This is a genomic window from Acinetobacter amyesii, assembly GCF_002018365.1.
In the GTDB taxonomy this organism is placed as follows: domain Bacteria; phylum Pseudomonadota; class Gammaproteobacteria; order Pseudomonadales; family Moraxellaceae; genus Acinetobacter; species Acinetobacter amyesii.
The window spans coordinates 187,709-202,392 of sequence record NZ_MVKX01000004.1 but is presented as its reverse complement, the minus strand read 5'-3'; the positions used below and the strand labels follow the sequence as shown (position 1 = coordinate 202,392).

The following is a 14,684-nucleotide window of genomic DNA, read 5'->3' as shown; positions in this document are numbered from 1 at the left end:
GCACACATAAATGGAGAGAGATTCATGTGTGCATAAAGGTAGAAATTAGGCGGTGTTTTTGAGTAGATTTTTTTCGGTTTGGTATTCTTGGTATTTACGTTGAATATCAATATGTTCAGCGATGTATTTAGCATCATGCCAAACGCCCCAAATAAAGCTTGAACCACGCCCAGTCAAATAGGGCAAACCAAGGAAGTAGATACCGCGCTCATCTGAAATGCCTTGTTTATGTTTCGGTTTTTTTTGCTCATCAAAGGCATTGACTTGCAGCCAGTCAAAGTCATAGCTGAAGCCTGAAGCCCAAATGACGCTCGTAATGTTGGCAGCTTGCATATCCAGCTCTAAAATCGGCTGCGTTACGCATTCAGGGTTGGGCAGCAGCTGACGCGCTTGCGGTTCAGCAGGCAGGTTTAGACCATTGGCACGGACATATTCATCCGCTTGGTCATAAAAGGCATGCAGCGCTGCATCACCAGATTCAAGGTTTTGCTTTAAATCTGCCTTGAATTGAATCTTTTGGCCGTCAAACGAGTCGGTCATACCCAGTAGGGTGATGCCTTGTTTTGCTAAAGCACGGAAATCAATATTAATACCGCCATGTGCGCCGCTCACTGCTAAACCTTTAAGCGGCCCTTTATCTGTACGCATAAAGTCCCAGCCGCCAAGTACGCCTAGCCACCATACATTGTCACGGTTACGGTAGGTGCGTGGCGGACGTTCATGCTGACCGATAGATAGATAGACTTTTTTACCTGAACGGTTGATTTCGTCCGCAATCTGCACACCAGAAGAACCAGAACCAATCACTAAAACAGCACCCTCAGGCAGTTGCTGCGGGTTTTTGTATTGATCCGAATGGATTTGGTAAAACTCAGGTTTTTGCGGAGCAACGGGAGGAATCACTGCTTTTTGAAATGCGCCTGTTGCTGATACTAAGCGCTGCGTATAAATCGTGCCTTCGGAGGTTTCTACCGTAAAGCCAAGGCGCTGATCGGTTTTATAAACTTTGAATACTTCAACACCAGTATGAATCGGCAAGTCAAACTTTTCTGCATAGTTTTGGAAATAGTCTGCGACTTGGTCATGATGAATAAAGCTGTCAGGGTCTGCGTCAAATTCCATATTTGGAAAGCGGTCATGCCAGCAAGGGCCATTTGCAACTAACGAATCCCAGCGGCGTGTACGCCAAGCTTCAGCAATACGGTTTTTTTCCAAAACGACGTGAGAAATGCCTAGCGCATTTAAATGCTCACTCATCGCAACTCCTGCTTGGCCTGCACCGACTACAACCGTATCCACAGTTAAATTATTTAATTTCATATTATTCATCCTTCCTACATGCAAGCTGCTGTAAGTACGCTGTATTTAGCCCAGTGCTGAAACTTTTTTTGTTTCATACCTAGACATCTGTTTCGATGAATTGACTATAGATAGTGGAAAAGAAAAGCGAAAATCATATAAGCAAAACAAGTGCATCAAAAAAACCGAATTGCTTGCACAGCATGATTTTCATATAAAAGTCACAAGAAATTTAAGTTTGTAATTTTGATTTATTGTTCAAAAAAAGCAGTTTTAAAACATTGGTTGGGCAGTAAATCATTCAGTAAAGAAGGGTACAAAATGAAATCACGCGCAGCTGTCGCATTTGGTCCAGGCCAGCCACTGAAAATTGTAGAACTGGATGTTGCTCCGCCGCAGGCAGGAGAAGTCTTGGTTAAAATTACCCATACTGGTGTTTGCCATACGGATGCTTTTACGCTATCAGGTTCAGATCCTGAAGGTATTTTCCCTGCGGTGCTGGGGCATGAGGGTGCGGGCATTGTGGTTGAAGTCGGTGAGGGCGTGACAAGTGTAAAACCCGGTGATCACGTCATTCCATTGTATACAGCAGAATGTGGCGAGTGCTTGTTCTGTAAATCAGGTAAAACCAACTTGTGCGTGTCGGTACGTGCAACGCAGGGCAAAGGCGTAATGCCGGACGGTACAACGCGTTTTTCATATAATGGCGAACCTATTTATCATTACATGGGCTGTTCAACCTTTTCTGAATATACGGTTGTGGCCGAAGTTTCACTGGCAAAAATCAATCCTGAAGCGAATCCTGAACACGTTTGTCTGCTGGGCTGCGGGGTAACAACAGGGATTGGCGCAGTGCATAACACAGCGAAAGTGCAAGAAGGCGACACGGTTGCGGTATTCGGTTTAGGCGGTATCGGTCTGGCAGTGGTGCAAGGTGCGCGCCAAGCCAAAGCAGGCCGTATTATTGTGGTGGATACCAACCCTGAAAAGTTCAAGCTTGCAGAAGAGTTTGGCGCAACAGACTTTTTAAACCCTAAAGATTATGAACAGCCGATTCAGCAAGTGATTGTGGAAATGACAGGCTGGGGAGTTGATCATTCCTTTGAATGTATCGGTAATACCCATGTCATGCGTTCGGCGCTTGAGTCTGCACATCGTGGTTGGGGACAGTCCGTGATTATTGGTGTCGCAGGTGCAGGGCAGGAAATTTCAACACGCCCATTCCAGCTGGTGACGGGACGCACGTGGAAAGGTACAGCCTTTGGCGGGGTAAAAGGCCGCAGTCAGCTGCCGGGCATGGTAGAAGATGCGATGAAAGGAGAGATTCGGCTCGAACCATTTGTGACGCACACCATGGGCTTGGAACAAATTAACGAAGCTTTTGATTTGATGCACGAAGGAAAATCGATTCGTACCGTAATTCATTTTAGTGAATAAAGTTTCAGTCTTACCTAAAAGCCCTGAATGATTCAGGGCTTGTTTGATTGTGGATTCAACTGTCATTTAAAAAATGCATTGAGTTCACTCATTTTCGGCAAGTGATCAAAGCTTTGATCTGCTTCAGAGGGTATTTGCCATGCAGTTTTAGAACTGAGGCAAAAGTTTAAGCTGGTTGATATGGCAGGGCTTTGATCTAATAGGCCGAGTGGAATCCAGATCCAATCGGTATTGCGTAAAGTATTTGGAAGTGGAGAGCCGCAATGAGAACAAAAGCAGGAAGTAAAACCTGAAGCTTTATAAAAGCTTTGAATCTGTTCTTGGCCTTGGAGCCATTGAAAAGCGCTGCAGTGGATAAGTGATGCGGCATTTGCACCCGTACCGCTTTGTTTACGGCATAAACTGCAATGGCAATGATAAATGGTCTGGATGTCTTGCAGTACCTGAAATTGGACATCGCCGCATAAGCAGCTGCCGTTATAGCTCATGTTTTTGCTGATCTTGTTATATATGAGATTTATTTTTAAGTTTTTTACACATTTTTCGCAAGTTCATAAGTGCATAAAAAAACCAATGCTGAAAATGGGTCAGCATTGGTATCAGGAGGGACCTTTAAAAATTAATGTTCAGGCAATGAACGGAAATTCATCCTCAGGCAGGGCATCGCCTGTTTGTAATTTGCCGATCAAATGCGGATATTGTGGAGAGGTTTTTCCGCCTCGATCGACATAAACGGCATCATCGCCTAACCAGCGGAAAGAGACCGCACGGCGTGCATGCTGTTTCGAGCTATTGCCCGGTGCGCCGTGTATAGTCCGAAAGTCAAAGGCAATCGCATCACCGGGTTCAAGTTCCCAGCCGAGAATGCTGTAGTCCTCACGGTGAGCGTCAATATCTGGCAGCATCTCTTCTTTAGCGCCTTCATGTTCATAATATTCGCCATTAAAGCCCTGAGCTTTAAAGTGTTTGCCCCAGAGGTGTGAACCCGCCACAAACTCAATACTAGACTCGCGTGAAATCGGATCAAGCGGAATCCATAAGCTTAAGGTTTGCTTTGCATTTACAGGGTAATAAGGCGCGTCATGATGCCAAGGTGTCACTTTTGCTGAGCCAGTACCTTTTACCAAAACATGCTCATGAAACATACGTACCGCTTGCGCATTCATAATGTTTTTGACTATATCGGCCGCAGGGCTTTCACGAATAAATTGGTCAAAAGCCTCAATTCTCTGCCAGTTGCAGTAGTCCGCCCAAAAGCGGCCCTCTGTTTGCCCCAGCGTATAGTCACGAAACCATTGACCTGGGTGTTGTTCATTGACGGCAACGCCTTGTTCCAAGACATCAATCCACTCTTTAAAAAGACCGCGCAGAATCACTACGCCATCTCGTGCAAATATTTGCTGCTCTTCTTTGAACATGAACGGCTCCTGAGAAGTAAATACCTATATGCCTATCATCAAAACTTGGGGGAATGATGATGGAAAAAATATAAGCTTTTGCCTGAGCAGACGAAATTCATCTTTTTCAAATGAGAGATTTGTTTTTATTGAATTAGGACTATTTCAACGCGTTTAAAAATCCTCATTTTTAATGTCTTGTTTAGGTACATTAATTGCCTTTGTGGTGGCATTTTGAAATGCAGATCTTTATGAATTTATGGGTTATTCGGTTTTTATGATTACAGCGTGAAGAACTCACTTTTTTTGTGCTTGGCTCAATTTTGACGACTAAAGATAGCCAAAATAAGTGAATATTAAACTAATATAAATCCAGATTTAGCGCATATACTTGTGACCGCAACAGCATATAAGAAATAAAGTTGATATAGGAAAGAAGGGTTCGAGGACGTAAATGGAATTAAAACAACTGAAGTACTTTATCACGATTGTGGAATCTGGAAGCTTAGGCAAGGCAGCTCAAAAGCTAGAAGTCGGGACTTCTGCACTGAGCCAACAGATTGCAAAGCTTGAAGATGAACTCTGTACACGTTTGTTACAACGAAACTCAACTGGTGTGACACCTACGCCATCCGGTTTGGCTTTTTTTAAACAAGCGCAGTTATCTTTGAGACATATCCAATATGCAGTGGAGGCGGCGCATTCTTCACGATTGACAGGTCATGTGAGTGTAGGATTTTCTCCAAGCATTGCATCTGTATTGGGTATTCCCTTTATGCAGCTGATGTCACAGCGCTATCCAGATATAAAAATCCACCTTGTAGAGAGTTTATCTGGCAACCTCACCAATTTAGTAAATTCGAGACAATTAGATATCGCGATCATTTTCACACAAGATGTGGACGTCAATTGGGCTGTACAGCCACTATTAAAAGAACAGATGTTTTTGATGGCAAACAGTTGCTTACTTAAATCGTTTGGCTTTGATCAATGTATACAAGAGGGGCGAATTGATTTAGAAAAAATCAATCGATTACCTTTGGTTTTGCCGAGCCAGCGACATGGATTAAGAAAATTTTTAGATCAAAAAGTCGAAGGTTTAGATGTAAATTATGAAATCGATGGTTTGCATCTGTTGATGAATTGCGTGAGCAATTTAAATTTGGCAACCATACAGCCGGTCAGTGCCCATTTTGACTATCTAAAAACCGATATTTGTTTATTGAAAGTTGTCGAGCCTGAATTAGACCGTGTGAATTATTTGATTAGTTTATCCGAAGAAGAGCTATCACCTGCCAGTCTGGCAACCAAAGTAGCCATTAAAAGTTGTGTTAAAGAGTTGATCAACAATGGTTTATGGCCTAGTGCCGAACTATTAGACTTTTAGCCTATTTAATTTTAGTAAACACCCATTTAAACCTTGCCCATTACGGGGTCTTCACTTTTGGTCTTAAATTAAGCCAAATTCGAAAGGGAAGACATCGAATGCATGATGTAATTGTAATTGGCGGTGGGAATGCCGCTTTATGTGCAGCATTGACAGCAAGGGAGGCTGGCGCTTCAGTTTTATTGCTAGAAGCAGCACCCAAGGAATGGCGCGGTGGAAATTCACAACATACCCGTAACCTGCGTTGTATGCATGATGAACCTCAAGATGTGTTAGTTGATGCCTATCCAGAAGAAGAATATTGGCAGGACTTACTCAAAGTGACTGCAGGTAAAACCAATGAGCATTTAGCGCGTTTAGTGATTCGCACCACGGCAACTTGTCGTAATTGGATGCGTCAACATGGGGTAAATTTTCAACCACCATTATCTGGTGCCTTACATGTAGCACGGACCAATGCTTTTTTTATGGGTGGCGGTAAAGCTTTGGTGAATGCCTATTTTAGAAGTGCAAAAGATTTAGGGGTCGAAATTCGCTACAACACAAAGATCAATGAACTGATTATTGAAGATGGGACATTTATTGCGGCTATCGCTGAAGATGGCACACGTTTTGAAGGCGCTTCATGTGTATTAGCTGCAGGTGGATTTGAATCCAATCGCGAATGGTTAAAAGAAGCGTGGGGACAAAATGAAAATGGCGAATGGCCTGCAGATCATTTCATTATCCGAGGCACACGTTTTAATCAAGGCAATTTATTAAAGTTTATGATTGATCAGGGGGCAGACATTATTGGCGACCCATCTCAATCACATTGTGTCGCAGTTGATGCGCGCGCGCCGTTGTACGACGGCGGCATTTGCACCCGTATTGACTGTGTTTCATTAGGTATTGTGGTCAATGAAAATGCACAACGTTTTTATGATGAAGGCGAAGATTTCTGGCCGAAACGTTATGCCATTTGGGGGCGTTTAGTTGCAAAACAGCCAAGTCAGATTGCGTATTCAATTATTGATTCAAAATCAGTCGGGCGATTTATGCCACCTGTTTTTGAAGGTACTAAGGCAGATACGATCGAAGAGTTGGCAGAAAAATTAAATCTAGATGCTGCGACTTTAGTTCAAACCGTGAAGAACTATAACCAAGCCTGTGTGGCGGGTGAGTTTAATCACACCGTACTGGATAATTGCCATACTGAGAATTTAACGCCCGCAAAAACACATTGGGCTGTTCCTTTAAACCAACCGCCATATTATGCCTACGCTTTACGTCCAGGCATTACTTTCACCTATCTAGGCTTAAAAGTCGAAGATGATGCCGCTGTACGCTTTGAAAATGTCGCGAGTCCAAATCTATTTGTTGCAGGCGAAATGATGGCTGGCAATGTACTTGGGCAAGGCTATACAGCCGGTGTAGGTATGTCGATTGGAACGACATTTGGTCGAATTGCAGGAAAAAATGCGGCTCAAGCTGCGTTTAAACTGGGAGTTTAAAGAATGAATGCAAATGTTAAAAACTTAATTCCAGTTGTACAGCTCACGGATCATGAACAACAAGTAAAACAGGCTTTACAGATTTGTAATGCATGTCGTTATTGCGAAACATTCTGTGCGGTTTTCCCTGCAATGACCAAAAGACTTGAGTTTACTCAAGCCGATATTCATTACATGGCAAATTTATGCCACAACTGTGGCGCATGTTTACATGCCTGTCAGTATGCGCCTCCGCATGAGTTTGGCGTGAATATTCCTCAAGCCATGGCACAAGTCCGCCTAGAAACCTATCAAGAATTTGCAGTTCCTGCATCTTTTGGTGCGATTTATAAAAAGACCGGAATTCCGCTAGTTTCTGCGATGTCGGTATTTTTTGCATTACTGATGCTTTTTGGTGTTTGGCTCAATGGCACCAATATCTTTGGTCAATATCAAGGCGATTTTTATGCAATTTTTCCGCATAACTTTCTTGCCGTTTTATTTGGCTCTGTGTTTATTTTGGCTTTTGTTCTATTGGGCTTGGGAATTGCAAAATTTTGGAAACAAACCTCAAAAATTATTCCAGAGGGTGTTGCACAACCCGATATTTTACAAGCGTCAAAAAATGTCCTGACCTTAAAATATTTAGATGGTGGACATGGCAAAGGCTGTAATGAGGAAGATGATCGTTATACGCAAATCCGCCGAGTTTTCCATCACTTTACGATGTATGGATTTTTACTTTGCTTTATGGCAACCAGTGTCGCGACGATGTATCACTACTTTTTAGGCTTAGAAGCACCGTATGCCTACACCAGTTTACCGGTGATTTTAGGTACATTGGGCGGTATTGGTCTGATCATTGGACCGATCGGGCTGCTTCATCTCAATATTAAACGACATCCGATGCATGGCGATGCAAATCAAAAACCAATGGACCGTGGTTTTATCTTCCTGTTATTGCTGATCAGCATTACAGGTCTGGCGTTATTGGCATTTCGCGATAGTTCCGCAATGGCTCTCTTGCTGATTGTTCATCTTGCAACCGTTATGACTTTCTTCTTGACGATCCCTTTTGGTAAGTTTGCGCACGGCTTTTACCGAAGTGCCGCATTACTGAAATTTGCCGTCGAAGAACGTGTCGCAAAACTTAAAACGAATTCAAAAACCAAGTAAGCACCCAAACCACAACCGGACCATGGAGGTCGATGATGGCTATAGGTAAGAAAATTGAATTTTTAAATGGACTACAACGTTATAAGGATATTTTAACAATGAAGAAATTAAAATGGTTAGCCGTCGCTTGCACCAGTATTGCTGTCGTTGGCTGTGGCACAGGCAATGCCTCAAAAGATCCAGGTCATCCAAAACGTGCAGAATGTATTGCCCCTGCAAAGCCGGGTGGAGGTTTTGATATGACCTGTAAGCTGATCCAATCCGGCTTTAAAGAAACAGAAGTATTAAAAGATCCGATGCGTGTGACCTATATGCCAGGCGGCGTTGGAGCAGTTGCTTACAATAAAATTGTGAATAATGATCCAGCAAATAACAATGCGGTCATCGCATTTTCAACCGGTTCTTTACTGAATTTGGCTCAAGGTAAGTTTGGTAATTTTACCGAGAAAGATGTGAAGTGGCTTTCAGGTGTAGCTGTTGACTACGGTTTAGTGGCTGTACATAAGGATTCGCCATTTAAAACACTGGATGATTTGATGAAGTCGCTAAAAGAAAATCCAAAAGGGATCAGTTTTGGTGGCGCTGGCAGTGTGGGTGGTCAAGATTGGATGCAAACGGCGATTCTGGCTAAAAAGGCTGGGGTAAATCCTGCCAATATGAGTTTTGTGGCTCTTGAAGGCGGTGGCGAAGTATTAACAGCCTTGTTAGGTCAACATATTCAAGTGGGTGTGGGGAATGTGAGTGAAATTGGCTCGCATCTCGAAGCGGGCAATATCCGTGTTTTAGCGGTGTTTTCTGATAAACGTTTAGCGGGTAAATTTTCTAAGTTATTAACTGCGAAGGAACAAGGTTATGACTTGGAATGGCCTGTGATTCGTGGTTTCTACATGGGACCAAAGGTCAGTGATGAGGCATATGCTTGGTGGAAAAATGCCTTTGATAAAATGATGACCAATCAAAAATTTGATGCCGTTCGAGAAAATCAGGACCTGTTGCCATTTGAATTAACGGGTGAAGAAATCAGTGCTTATGTCTATAAGCAAACGGCTGAAATGCGCCAATTATCAGAAGAATATAAATTATCAAAATAACAAATACGCTGAGTTAAATGCATTTTTAACTCAGTTTTTTGTTTTCGAGGATAGATGATGAAATCTGAACGGATTCTTACGGCCATCATTGCGGTCTGTGGCTTTATCTTATTAATTTACGCATGCAATTTTGAAGCGCCGATTTCCTACGACCCTGTAGGACCGAAAGCCTTTCCAATTTTACTGATGGGCTTAATTACAGCGAGTGCCATTTATTTGACCGTGCGCCCAGCCATGATGTTCGAGCCTGTTGAACTAGGTTGGACCAAGCATTTAATCGGCAAACTGGTTTTATGCACGTTGGCATTGTCACTTTATGCGCTTTGCTTCGAATGGTTGGGATTTATCGCGGCAACGCTACTGATGACCATCGTGGTTGGGAAACTTTTTAACGGTAAAACAGTGCCAGTTGTTATTACGGGTTTGGTGCTGAGTATGAGTACCTACTATCTGTTTGACCGTGTTTTGGATGTGCCATTGCCACTAGGCTTCTTGGGTTAGGGATGACAAAGACATGGACATATTTAATTTTTTAATGACAGGTTTTGAAGTTGCTTTACAACCGCAAAACTTACTCATTGCTTTTATTGGTGCATTTATTGGAACAATTGTCGGACTGTTGCCGGGTTTGGGTCCAATCAATGGTGTTGCCATCCTATTACCTTTCGCCTATGCCTTAGGATTACCCGTTGATAGTGCCTTAATTTTATTGGCAGCTGTCTATCTCGGTTGTGAATATGGTGGACGAATTTCCGCAATTTTGCTGAATGTACCGGGCGATGCAGGTGCAATTATGACCACTTTAGATGGTTATCCTTTGGCGCAGCAAGGTAAGGCGGGTATTGCTTTATCCCTTTCATCCATTAGCTCATTTATTGGTAGTACAATTGCCTTTATCGGGATTGTTTTATTTGCACCGATTTTGGCACGATGGGCGGTTTCCTTTGGACCAGCGGAATACTTTGCCTTGATGGTTTTTGCAATTGTTTGCTTGACCGGTTTAGTCAGCACGCAACCATTTAAAACGTTAATCATGGCGCTGATCGGTCTGGCAATTTCGACCGTGGGAATGGATGCGATTACTGGTGTTTATCGTTTTACATTTGATAGTGTAGGTTTAAGTGACGGCATTGCCTTTACAACGGTGGTGATTGGTTTATTTAGTATCAGTGAAATTTTACTGTTGCTTGAACGTACCACGATGGGCAAAGTGGTATTAGAACAAGGAAAACGCTCATTATTTAATGTCAAAGAGTTTCTGAGTGCTTTAGCCACCATGATTCGTGGATCCTTGATTGGGTTTTTCTCAGGGATTTTACCGGGTGCTGGTGCCAGTGTGGCGAGTGCCATGGCGTATACCACTGAACGGAAAATGGCGGGTGACAGTAGTAAATTTGGTAAAGGTGATCTACGTGGTTTGGCCGCGCCAGAAAGTGCTAATAATGCAGCAGCATGTGGTTCTTTTGTCCCAATGTTGACTTTAGGTGTGCCGGGTTCTGGAACAACTGCGGTCATGATGGGGGCTTTGACCATGTATAACATTACCCCAGGTCCGCAATTATTTACGGAGCAGCCAGTTTTGGTTTGGGCATTGATTGCATCCTTAATGGTGGGAAATATTATCTTATTGGTATTGAACTTACCCTTAGTTGGCTTCTTTGCGCGTTTACTTTCGATTCCAAGTTATATTTTGATTCCAATTATTGCAACCGTCAGCTTTGTTGGGGTATTTGCAATTCACAGCACTGTTTTCGATCTTGTGCTTTGTATGGGGCTCGGTATTGTTGGATATATCCTTCGAAAATTTGATTTTCCATTGGCACCTCTGATTCTTGGTTTTGTACTGGGTGAATTGATGGAGTCAAATCTACGACGTGCACTCTCCATTTCTCAAGGTGAGCTCAGTATTCTGTGGAGCAGTAACATCAGTATGGGACTTTGGGTCATGTCAGCACTGTTGTTGATCTTGCCAATCGTCCGTAAATATCTATTCATTAAGAAGCAAAAAGCTTAAATGGAGAAGCAATGGTCAGCGAGTCTGACCATTGCTGTTAGATCATATGGAAATCATAAAATTAAATGCCAAAGGATTGGTATGCGCACTGATCGGTGCGTTCATCGCAAATTTACTTCATCTGCCTTTACCGTGGTTGCTCGGACCATTACTCGCGGCTTTATTTTTCGGTTGTATTGGCCAACCACTCGCGTGTGCGCCGCATTGGCGTAAAGTGGGACAAGTCATTATTGGTATGGTTTTGGGACTATATTTTACCCCAGCGCTGGTCCATGCTATTTCTGCCTATTGGATTTTTATCGTACTCGGCATCTTATGGTCATTGATTTTGGGAACACTTATCGCAGGATTGCAGTATCGTATCAATGGTTTAGATTGGGCAACAGCGTGGTTTTCTTCCGCCATCGGTAGTGCCAGTGAAATGGTGAATATCGCAGAACATCATCAGGCGCAAGTGGATAAAGTCGTTGCTGCACATAGTTTGAGAATCGTGGCACTTGTGGTGCTTGTACCAATCTTTTTAGCAGCATTATTTGATATTCATTGGGTGAGTCTAGACCCACACATCATTGATTACTTTGGAATTGTGCAAATTTTTCTTTTATTTGCTATGGCCTGCTTGATTGCGCAAATATTTCAAAAATTCAAAGTATTAAATGCGTGGGTTCTCGGACCATTAGTTATGGTGGGATTTCTTTCATTTTTCGGAGTATTGGAACTAAAATTTCCGACATGGTTTACGGCGTTTGGGCAATTATGTATAGGTTGGTCATTAGGTACAAAGTTTCCTTTTAGCTTCTTAAAAAGCCATAAAAAATTCATCGCCATCACGACCATTTTAAATTTATTGGCATTAGGATTATCCATCCTTTTTGCATTGTTCTTGATGTATATCAGTCACGCCAATGGAAAAATTTTAGTTTTAGGCTTATCTCCCGGAGGCATTGCAGAAATGTCTTTAATGGCAAAAGCCCTTGGATTAGCTGTGCCTATCGTGGTTGCGTTTCAACTATCACGGCTGATTTTTGTGATATTGACCACCAATTATTTTTATCAATTGAGCAAAAAAATGTTTTTTAAAACAACAGATAAGCCTTAAATGGTCCCCCAATTCAATCTTTGATTTAGATGAATTAAATAGAACGCTTTTTATAGCTTGGATTTGAAATACAGCGGGGGAGCGTTTGAAAAATATGCGATAAATGAAAGATAGTTTGAAAAAAAAACTTAAATGATGGCTTGAAAGTGAAGATGAGTAAGTGAGATTGATTTGATTCAGGACTGCTCTAGTCAGTCCCTTATTATTTTAATGCCGTTTTAGATCAGTAAATTTTAAATTTCATTATTATGCAAAATTCGAAGATTTAAAGATTTAACGCAAAAATTAAATTTCGCGCCAAACTTCATTCTTATCTTTTAATGAAATCATAAAGTTAAATTTGTCATCATTACTTACCAAAAGGCCTTCTGGCGTTTGCATAATCACTTTTAGAACGGTACCAGTTTCAAAAACCAAAGGACTGCAATTTTCTTTATTTAATGTAATTGGTTTGAGTAATTCAACAATTGCACTTTCCATTTTACTTCCCCAAGCATAGGTTGTTAATTGAACTTATCATATTATTGGTGAAGAAACATGTTTTGTAAATGACGTGAGCTACATCGCAGAAAATATTTTAGAGAATTCCATAACTTAAGTTTAAATAATGGTTAAATAAATTATGGGTTTTTAATCTATTGATATCAAAAATAATTTTAAAATATGACAAACTTTTTAACTGGATCTGTATGTCCTAAGATTTGTCTTTTGTTCCACAAACAATGACCAGATCATCAAAAGGGCATGATCAATAAAGAATTTAAGGTGAACTTCAGTTTTCATGCTTAAGCTAACAGAATGATGTGTCGTCTTGTATTTGATTGTTAAATTTCAGATTAAACAGCGTTAAATATTCAATCTGAACAAGAAAATTAATGAAATAAAACTTATCATCAGCAACTCAAACTAAAAACAAAGATTCAGGGAAATGTAGGACCAATGTTTAAATCTTTTTTTCCAAATCCAAAATGGTTTTTTGGATCATTCCTTATATGGTTCGTGATCAATATTGCCTTGTGGTATAGCGGTGGCAATAGTTGGGGTACGATGTTTGGTTTAGCTGCAAATTATCATCAAGCAGAGCTGCCTATTGGTATTAGCCGATTTTGGAGCCCCAAATTTTTATGGTTCTATGCTTGGTTTTTTGTAGCAACGGCGCTTTTTGCAGCCTTTTGGAAGATTAAATCAGATAATCCTTGGCAACGATGGTCTGTGTGGGGAACCGCATTTATCCTGTTTAATGTTTGGTTTAGTGTGGAATGTAATGTCGTAATCAATGCTTGGTATAACCCATTCTATGATCTGATCCAGAAGATGCTTTCTGGCGGTGGGGGCGAAGTGGCGACGCTATATTCAGAGACGCTGACTTTTCTCTATGTGGCCATGGTGTATGTCACACTGGCGGTATTGAACCTGTTTTTCGTCAGTCATTATGTTTTTCGTTGGCGTACCGCGATGAATGACTTTTATAAAGCGCATTGGAAAAAACTGAGAAACATCGAAGGTGCCTCACAGCGTATTCAAGAAGACACGATGCGTTTTGCGAGAACCACAGAAGGACTAGGGGTCAGTTTAGTTGAATCGGTGATGACCTTAATTGCATTTCTACCTGTGCTGTTAACTTTATCAACACATGTAAAGAAATTACCTGTCGTGGGGGAAATCGCCTATGCATTGGTTTGGGCGGCAGTCCTTTGGGCGGTTTTAGGGACAGTTATTTTAATGTTGGTGGGTTATAAACTACCGGGTTTGGAGTTTAATAATCAAAAAGTCGAAGCAGCATATCGTAAAGAATTAGTTTATGGTGAAGATTATGCAGATCGAGCAGACCCTCTCACATTAAAAGAATTATTTGGTAAAGTCCGATTTAATTATTTTAGATTATATTTTCACTATGCTTATTTCAACCTCGTTCGTATTTGGTATATGCAGCTTGATAATATTTATGGGTTCTTTATTTTGTTCCCAAGTATTGCTGCGGGAACAATTACACTCGGTATATTAATGCAAATTTTAAATGTCTTTGGGCGTGTGCGTGATTCTTTCCAATACCTGATTTCCTCGTGGACAACCATTATCGAATTAATATCTATTTATAAGCGTTTAAAAGAATTTGAAGAAAAAATTAATAATTGAATTTATAAATTTAAAATAGACCTGCATTAAAATGCAGGTTTTTTTTATGGTTTTATTTTATAAAAAGTATAATTAAATAAAATCAATAAATTAAAGTGTTTTTAATTTTTAATTCATAGTTTTATAAAAAATATGTAAATAAAAACAATTTTTATGTAACTTGAGTAATCATGTGT

General features: G+C 41.1%; 13 protein-coding genes. 9 read left to right on the top strand and 4 right to left on the bottom strand.

Annotated features, from left to right (window positions below):
* Positions 1–45 precede the first annotated feature (45 nt).
* Positions 46–1,320, bottom strand: coding sequence for a flavin-containing monooxygenase (locus B1202_RS07795; RefSeq protein ID WP_078190003.1), 1,275 nt, complete (start codon positions 1,318–1,320; stop codon positions 46–48).
* A 300-nt stretch (positions 1,321–1,620) separates the two neighbouring features.
* Here B1202_RS07795 and B1202_RS07790 point away from each other — a divergent pair, with 300 nt between their 5' ends.
* On the top strand, positions 1,621–2,736 hold the full coding sequence (locus tag B1202_RS07790; protein WP_078190002.1) for an S-(hydroxymethyl)glutathione dehydrogenase/class III alcohol dehydrogenase: 1,116 nt from the start codon (positions 1,621–1,623) through the stop codon (positions 2,734–2,736).
* A 62-nt stretch (positions 2,737–2,798) separates the two neighbouring features.
* Here the strand turns inward: B1202_RS07790 and B1202_RS07785 are convergent, their stop codons facing one another.
* Positions 2,799–3,224, bottom strand: coding sequence for a GFA family protein (locus tag B1202_RS07785; RefSeq protein ID WP_078190001.1), 426 nt, complete (start codon positions 3,222–3,224; stop codon positions 2,799–2,801).
* A gap of 138 nt (positions 3,225–3,362) precedes the next feature.
* The gene (locus tag B1202_RS07780; RefSeq protein ID WP_078190000.1) at positions 3,363–4,154 is read right to left on the bottom strand and encodes a phytanoyl-CoA dioxygenase family protein; all 792 of its coding nucleotides are present in this window, start codon (positions 4,152–4,154) and stop codon (positions 3,363–3,365) included.
* A 433-nt stretch (positions 4,155–4,587) separates the two neighbouring features.
* Between B1202_RS07780 and B1202_RS07775 the strand changes: the two genes are divergently transcribed.
* The 7 genes from B1202_RS07775 (at position 4,588) to B1202_RS07745 (ending at position 12,372) form a co-directional block, all read left to right on the top strand.
* On the top strand, positions 4,588–5,520 hold the full coding sequence (locus tag B1202_RS07775; RefSeq protein ID WP_078189999.1) for a LysR family transcriptional regulator: 933 nt from the start codon (positions 4,588–4,590) through the stop codon (positions 5,518–5,520).
* 98 nt (positions 5,521–5,618) lie between these two features.
* Positions 5,619–7,013 carry an FAD-dependent tricarballylate dehydrogenase TcuA gene (gene tcuA, locus B1202_RS07770; RefSeq protein ID WP_078189998.1) on the top strand — a complete coding sequence of 465 codons (1,395 nt, stop codon included), beginning with the start codon at positions 5,619–5,621 and terminating at the stop codon, positions 7,011–7,013.
* A gap of 3 nt (positions 7,014–7,016) precedes the next feature.
* Positions 7,017–8,168, top strand: coding sequence for a tricarballylate utilization 4Fe-4S protein TcuB (gene tcuB, locus B1202_RS07765; RefSeq protein WP_078189997.1), 1,152 nt, complete (start codon positions 7,017–7,019; stop codon positions 8,166–8,168).
* Between the two features lie 35 nt (positions 8,169–8,203).
* A complete protein-coding gene (locus B1202_RS07760) occupies positions 8,204–9,259 on the top strand; it encodes a Bug family tripartite tricarboxylate transporter substrate binding protein (RefSeq protein WP_078189996.1) in 1,056 nt (351 codons plus the stop codon).
* 54 nt (positions 9,260–9,313) lie between these two features.
* Positions 9,314–9,760 (top strand): tripartite tricarboxylate transporter TctB family protein, encoded by a 447-nt coding sequence (locus B1202_RS07755; RefSeq protein WP_143221590.1) that lies wholly within the window; start codon positions 9,314–9,316, stop codon positions 9,758–9,760.
* A gap of 13 nt (positions 9,761–9,773) precedes the next feature.
* Positions 9,774–11,273, top strand: coding sequence for a tripartite tricarboxylate transporter permease (locus B1202_RS07750; RefSeq protein WP_078189994.1), 1,500 nt, complete (start codon positions 9,774–9,776; stop codon positions 11,271–11,273).
* Between the two features lie 46 nt (positions 11,274–11,319).
* Entirely contained in the window at positions 11,320–12,372 is a 1,053-nt protein-coding gene (locus B1202_RS07745; protein WP_078189993.1) for an AbrB family transcriptional regulator, read from the top strand.
* 285 nt (positions 12,373–12,657) lie between these two features.
* Here the strand turns inward: B1202_RS07745 and B1202_RS07740 are convergent, their stop codons facing one another.
* Complete coding sequence (locus B1202_RS07740; RefSeq protein WP_078189992.1) at positions 12,658–12,852, bottom strand: hypothetical protein; 195 nt, start codon at positions 12,850–12,852, stop codon at positions 12,658–12,660.
* A 459-nt stretch (positions 12,853–13,311) separates the two neighbouring features.
* Here B1202_RS07740 and sbmA point away from each other — a divergent pair, with 459 nt between their 5' ends.
* Positions 13,312–14,508, top strand: coding sequence for a peptide antibiotic transporter SbmA (sbmA, locus tag B1202_RS07735; protein ID WP_078189991.1), 1,197 nt, complete (start codon positions 13,312–13,314; stop codon positions 14,506–14,508).
* The last annotated feature ends 176 nt before the right edge of the window (positions 14,509–14,684 follow it).

Coding starts and splice junctions, on each gene's coding strand:
- B1202_RS07795 (WP_078190003.1), bottom strand. CDS start 1,320: ATGAAATTAAATAATTTAACTGTGGATACGGTTGTAGTCGGTGCAGGC.
- B1202_RS07790 (WP_078190002.1), top strand. CDS start 1,621: ATGAAATCACGCGCAGCTGTCGCATTTGGTCCAGGCCAGCCACTGAAA.
- B1202_RS07785 (WP_078190001.1), bottom strand. CDS start 3,224: ATGAGCTATAACGGCAGCTGCTTATGCGGCGATGTCCAATTTCAGGTA.
- B1202_RS07780 (WP_078190000.1), bottom strand. CDS start 4,154: ATGTTCAAAGAAGAGCAGCAAATATTTGCACGAGATGGCGTAGTGATT.
- B1202_RS07775 (WP_078189999.1), top strand. CDS start 4,588: ATGGAATTAAAACAACTGAAGTACTTTATCACGATTGTGGAATCTGGA.
- tcuA (WP_078189998.1), top strand. CDS start 5,619: ATGCATGATGTAATTGTAATTGGCGGTGGGAATGCCGCTTTATGTGCA.
- tcuB (WP_078189997.1), top strand. CDS start 7,017: ATGAATGCAAATGTTAAAAACTTAATTCCAGTTGTACAGCTCACGGAT.
- B1202_RS07760 (WP_078189996.1), top strand. CDS start 8,204: ATGGCTATAGGTAAGAAAATTGAATTTTTAAATGGACTACAACGTTAT.
- B1202_RS07755 (WP_143221590.1), top strand. CDS start 9,314: ATGATGAAATCTGAACGGATTCTTACGGCCATCATTGCGGTCTGTGGC.
- B1202_RS07750 (WP_078189994.1), top strand. CDS start 9,774: ATGGACATATTTAATTTTTTAATGACAGGTTTTGAAGTTGCTTTACAA.
- B1202_RS07745 (WP_078189993.1), top strand. CDS start 11,320: ATGGAAATCATAAAATTAAATGCCAAAGGATTGGTATGCGCACTGATC.
- B1202_RS07740 (WP_078189992.1), bottom strand. CDS start 12,852: ATGGAAAGTGCAATTGTTGAATTACTCAAACCAATTACATTAAATAAA.
- sbmA (WP_078189991.1), top strand. CDS start 13,312: ATGTTTAAATCTTTTTTTCCAAATCCAAAATGGTTTTTTGGATCATTC.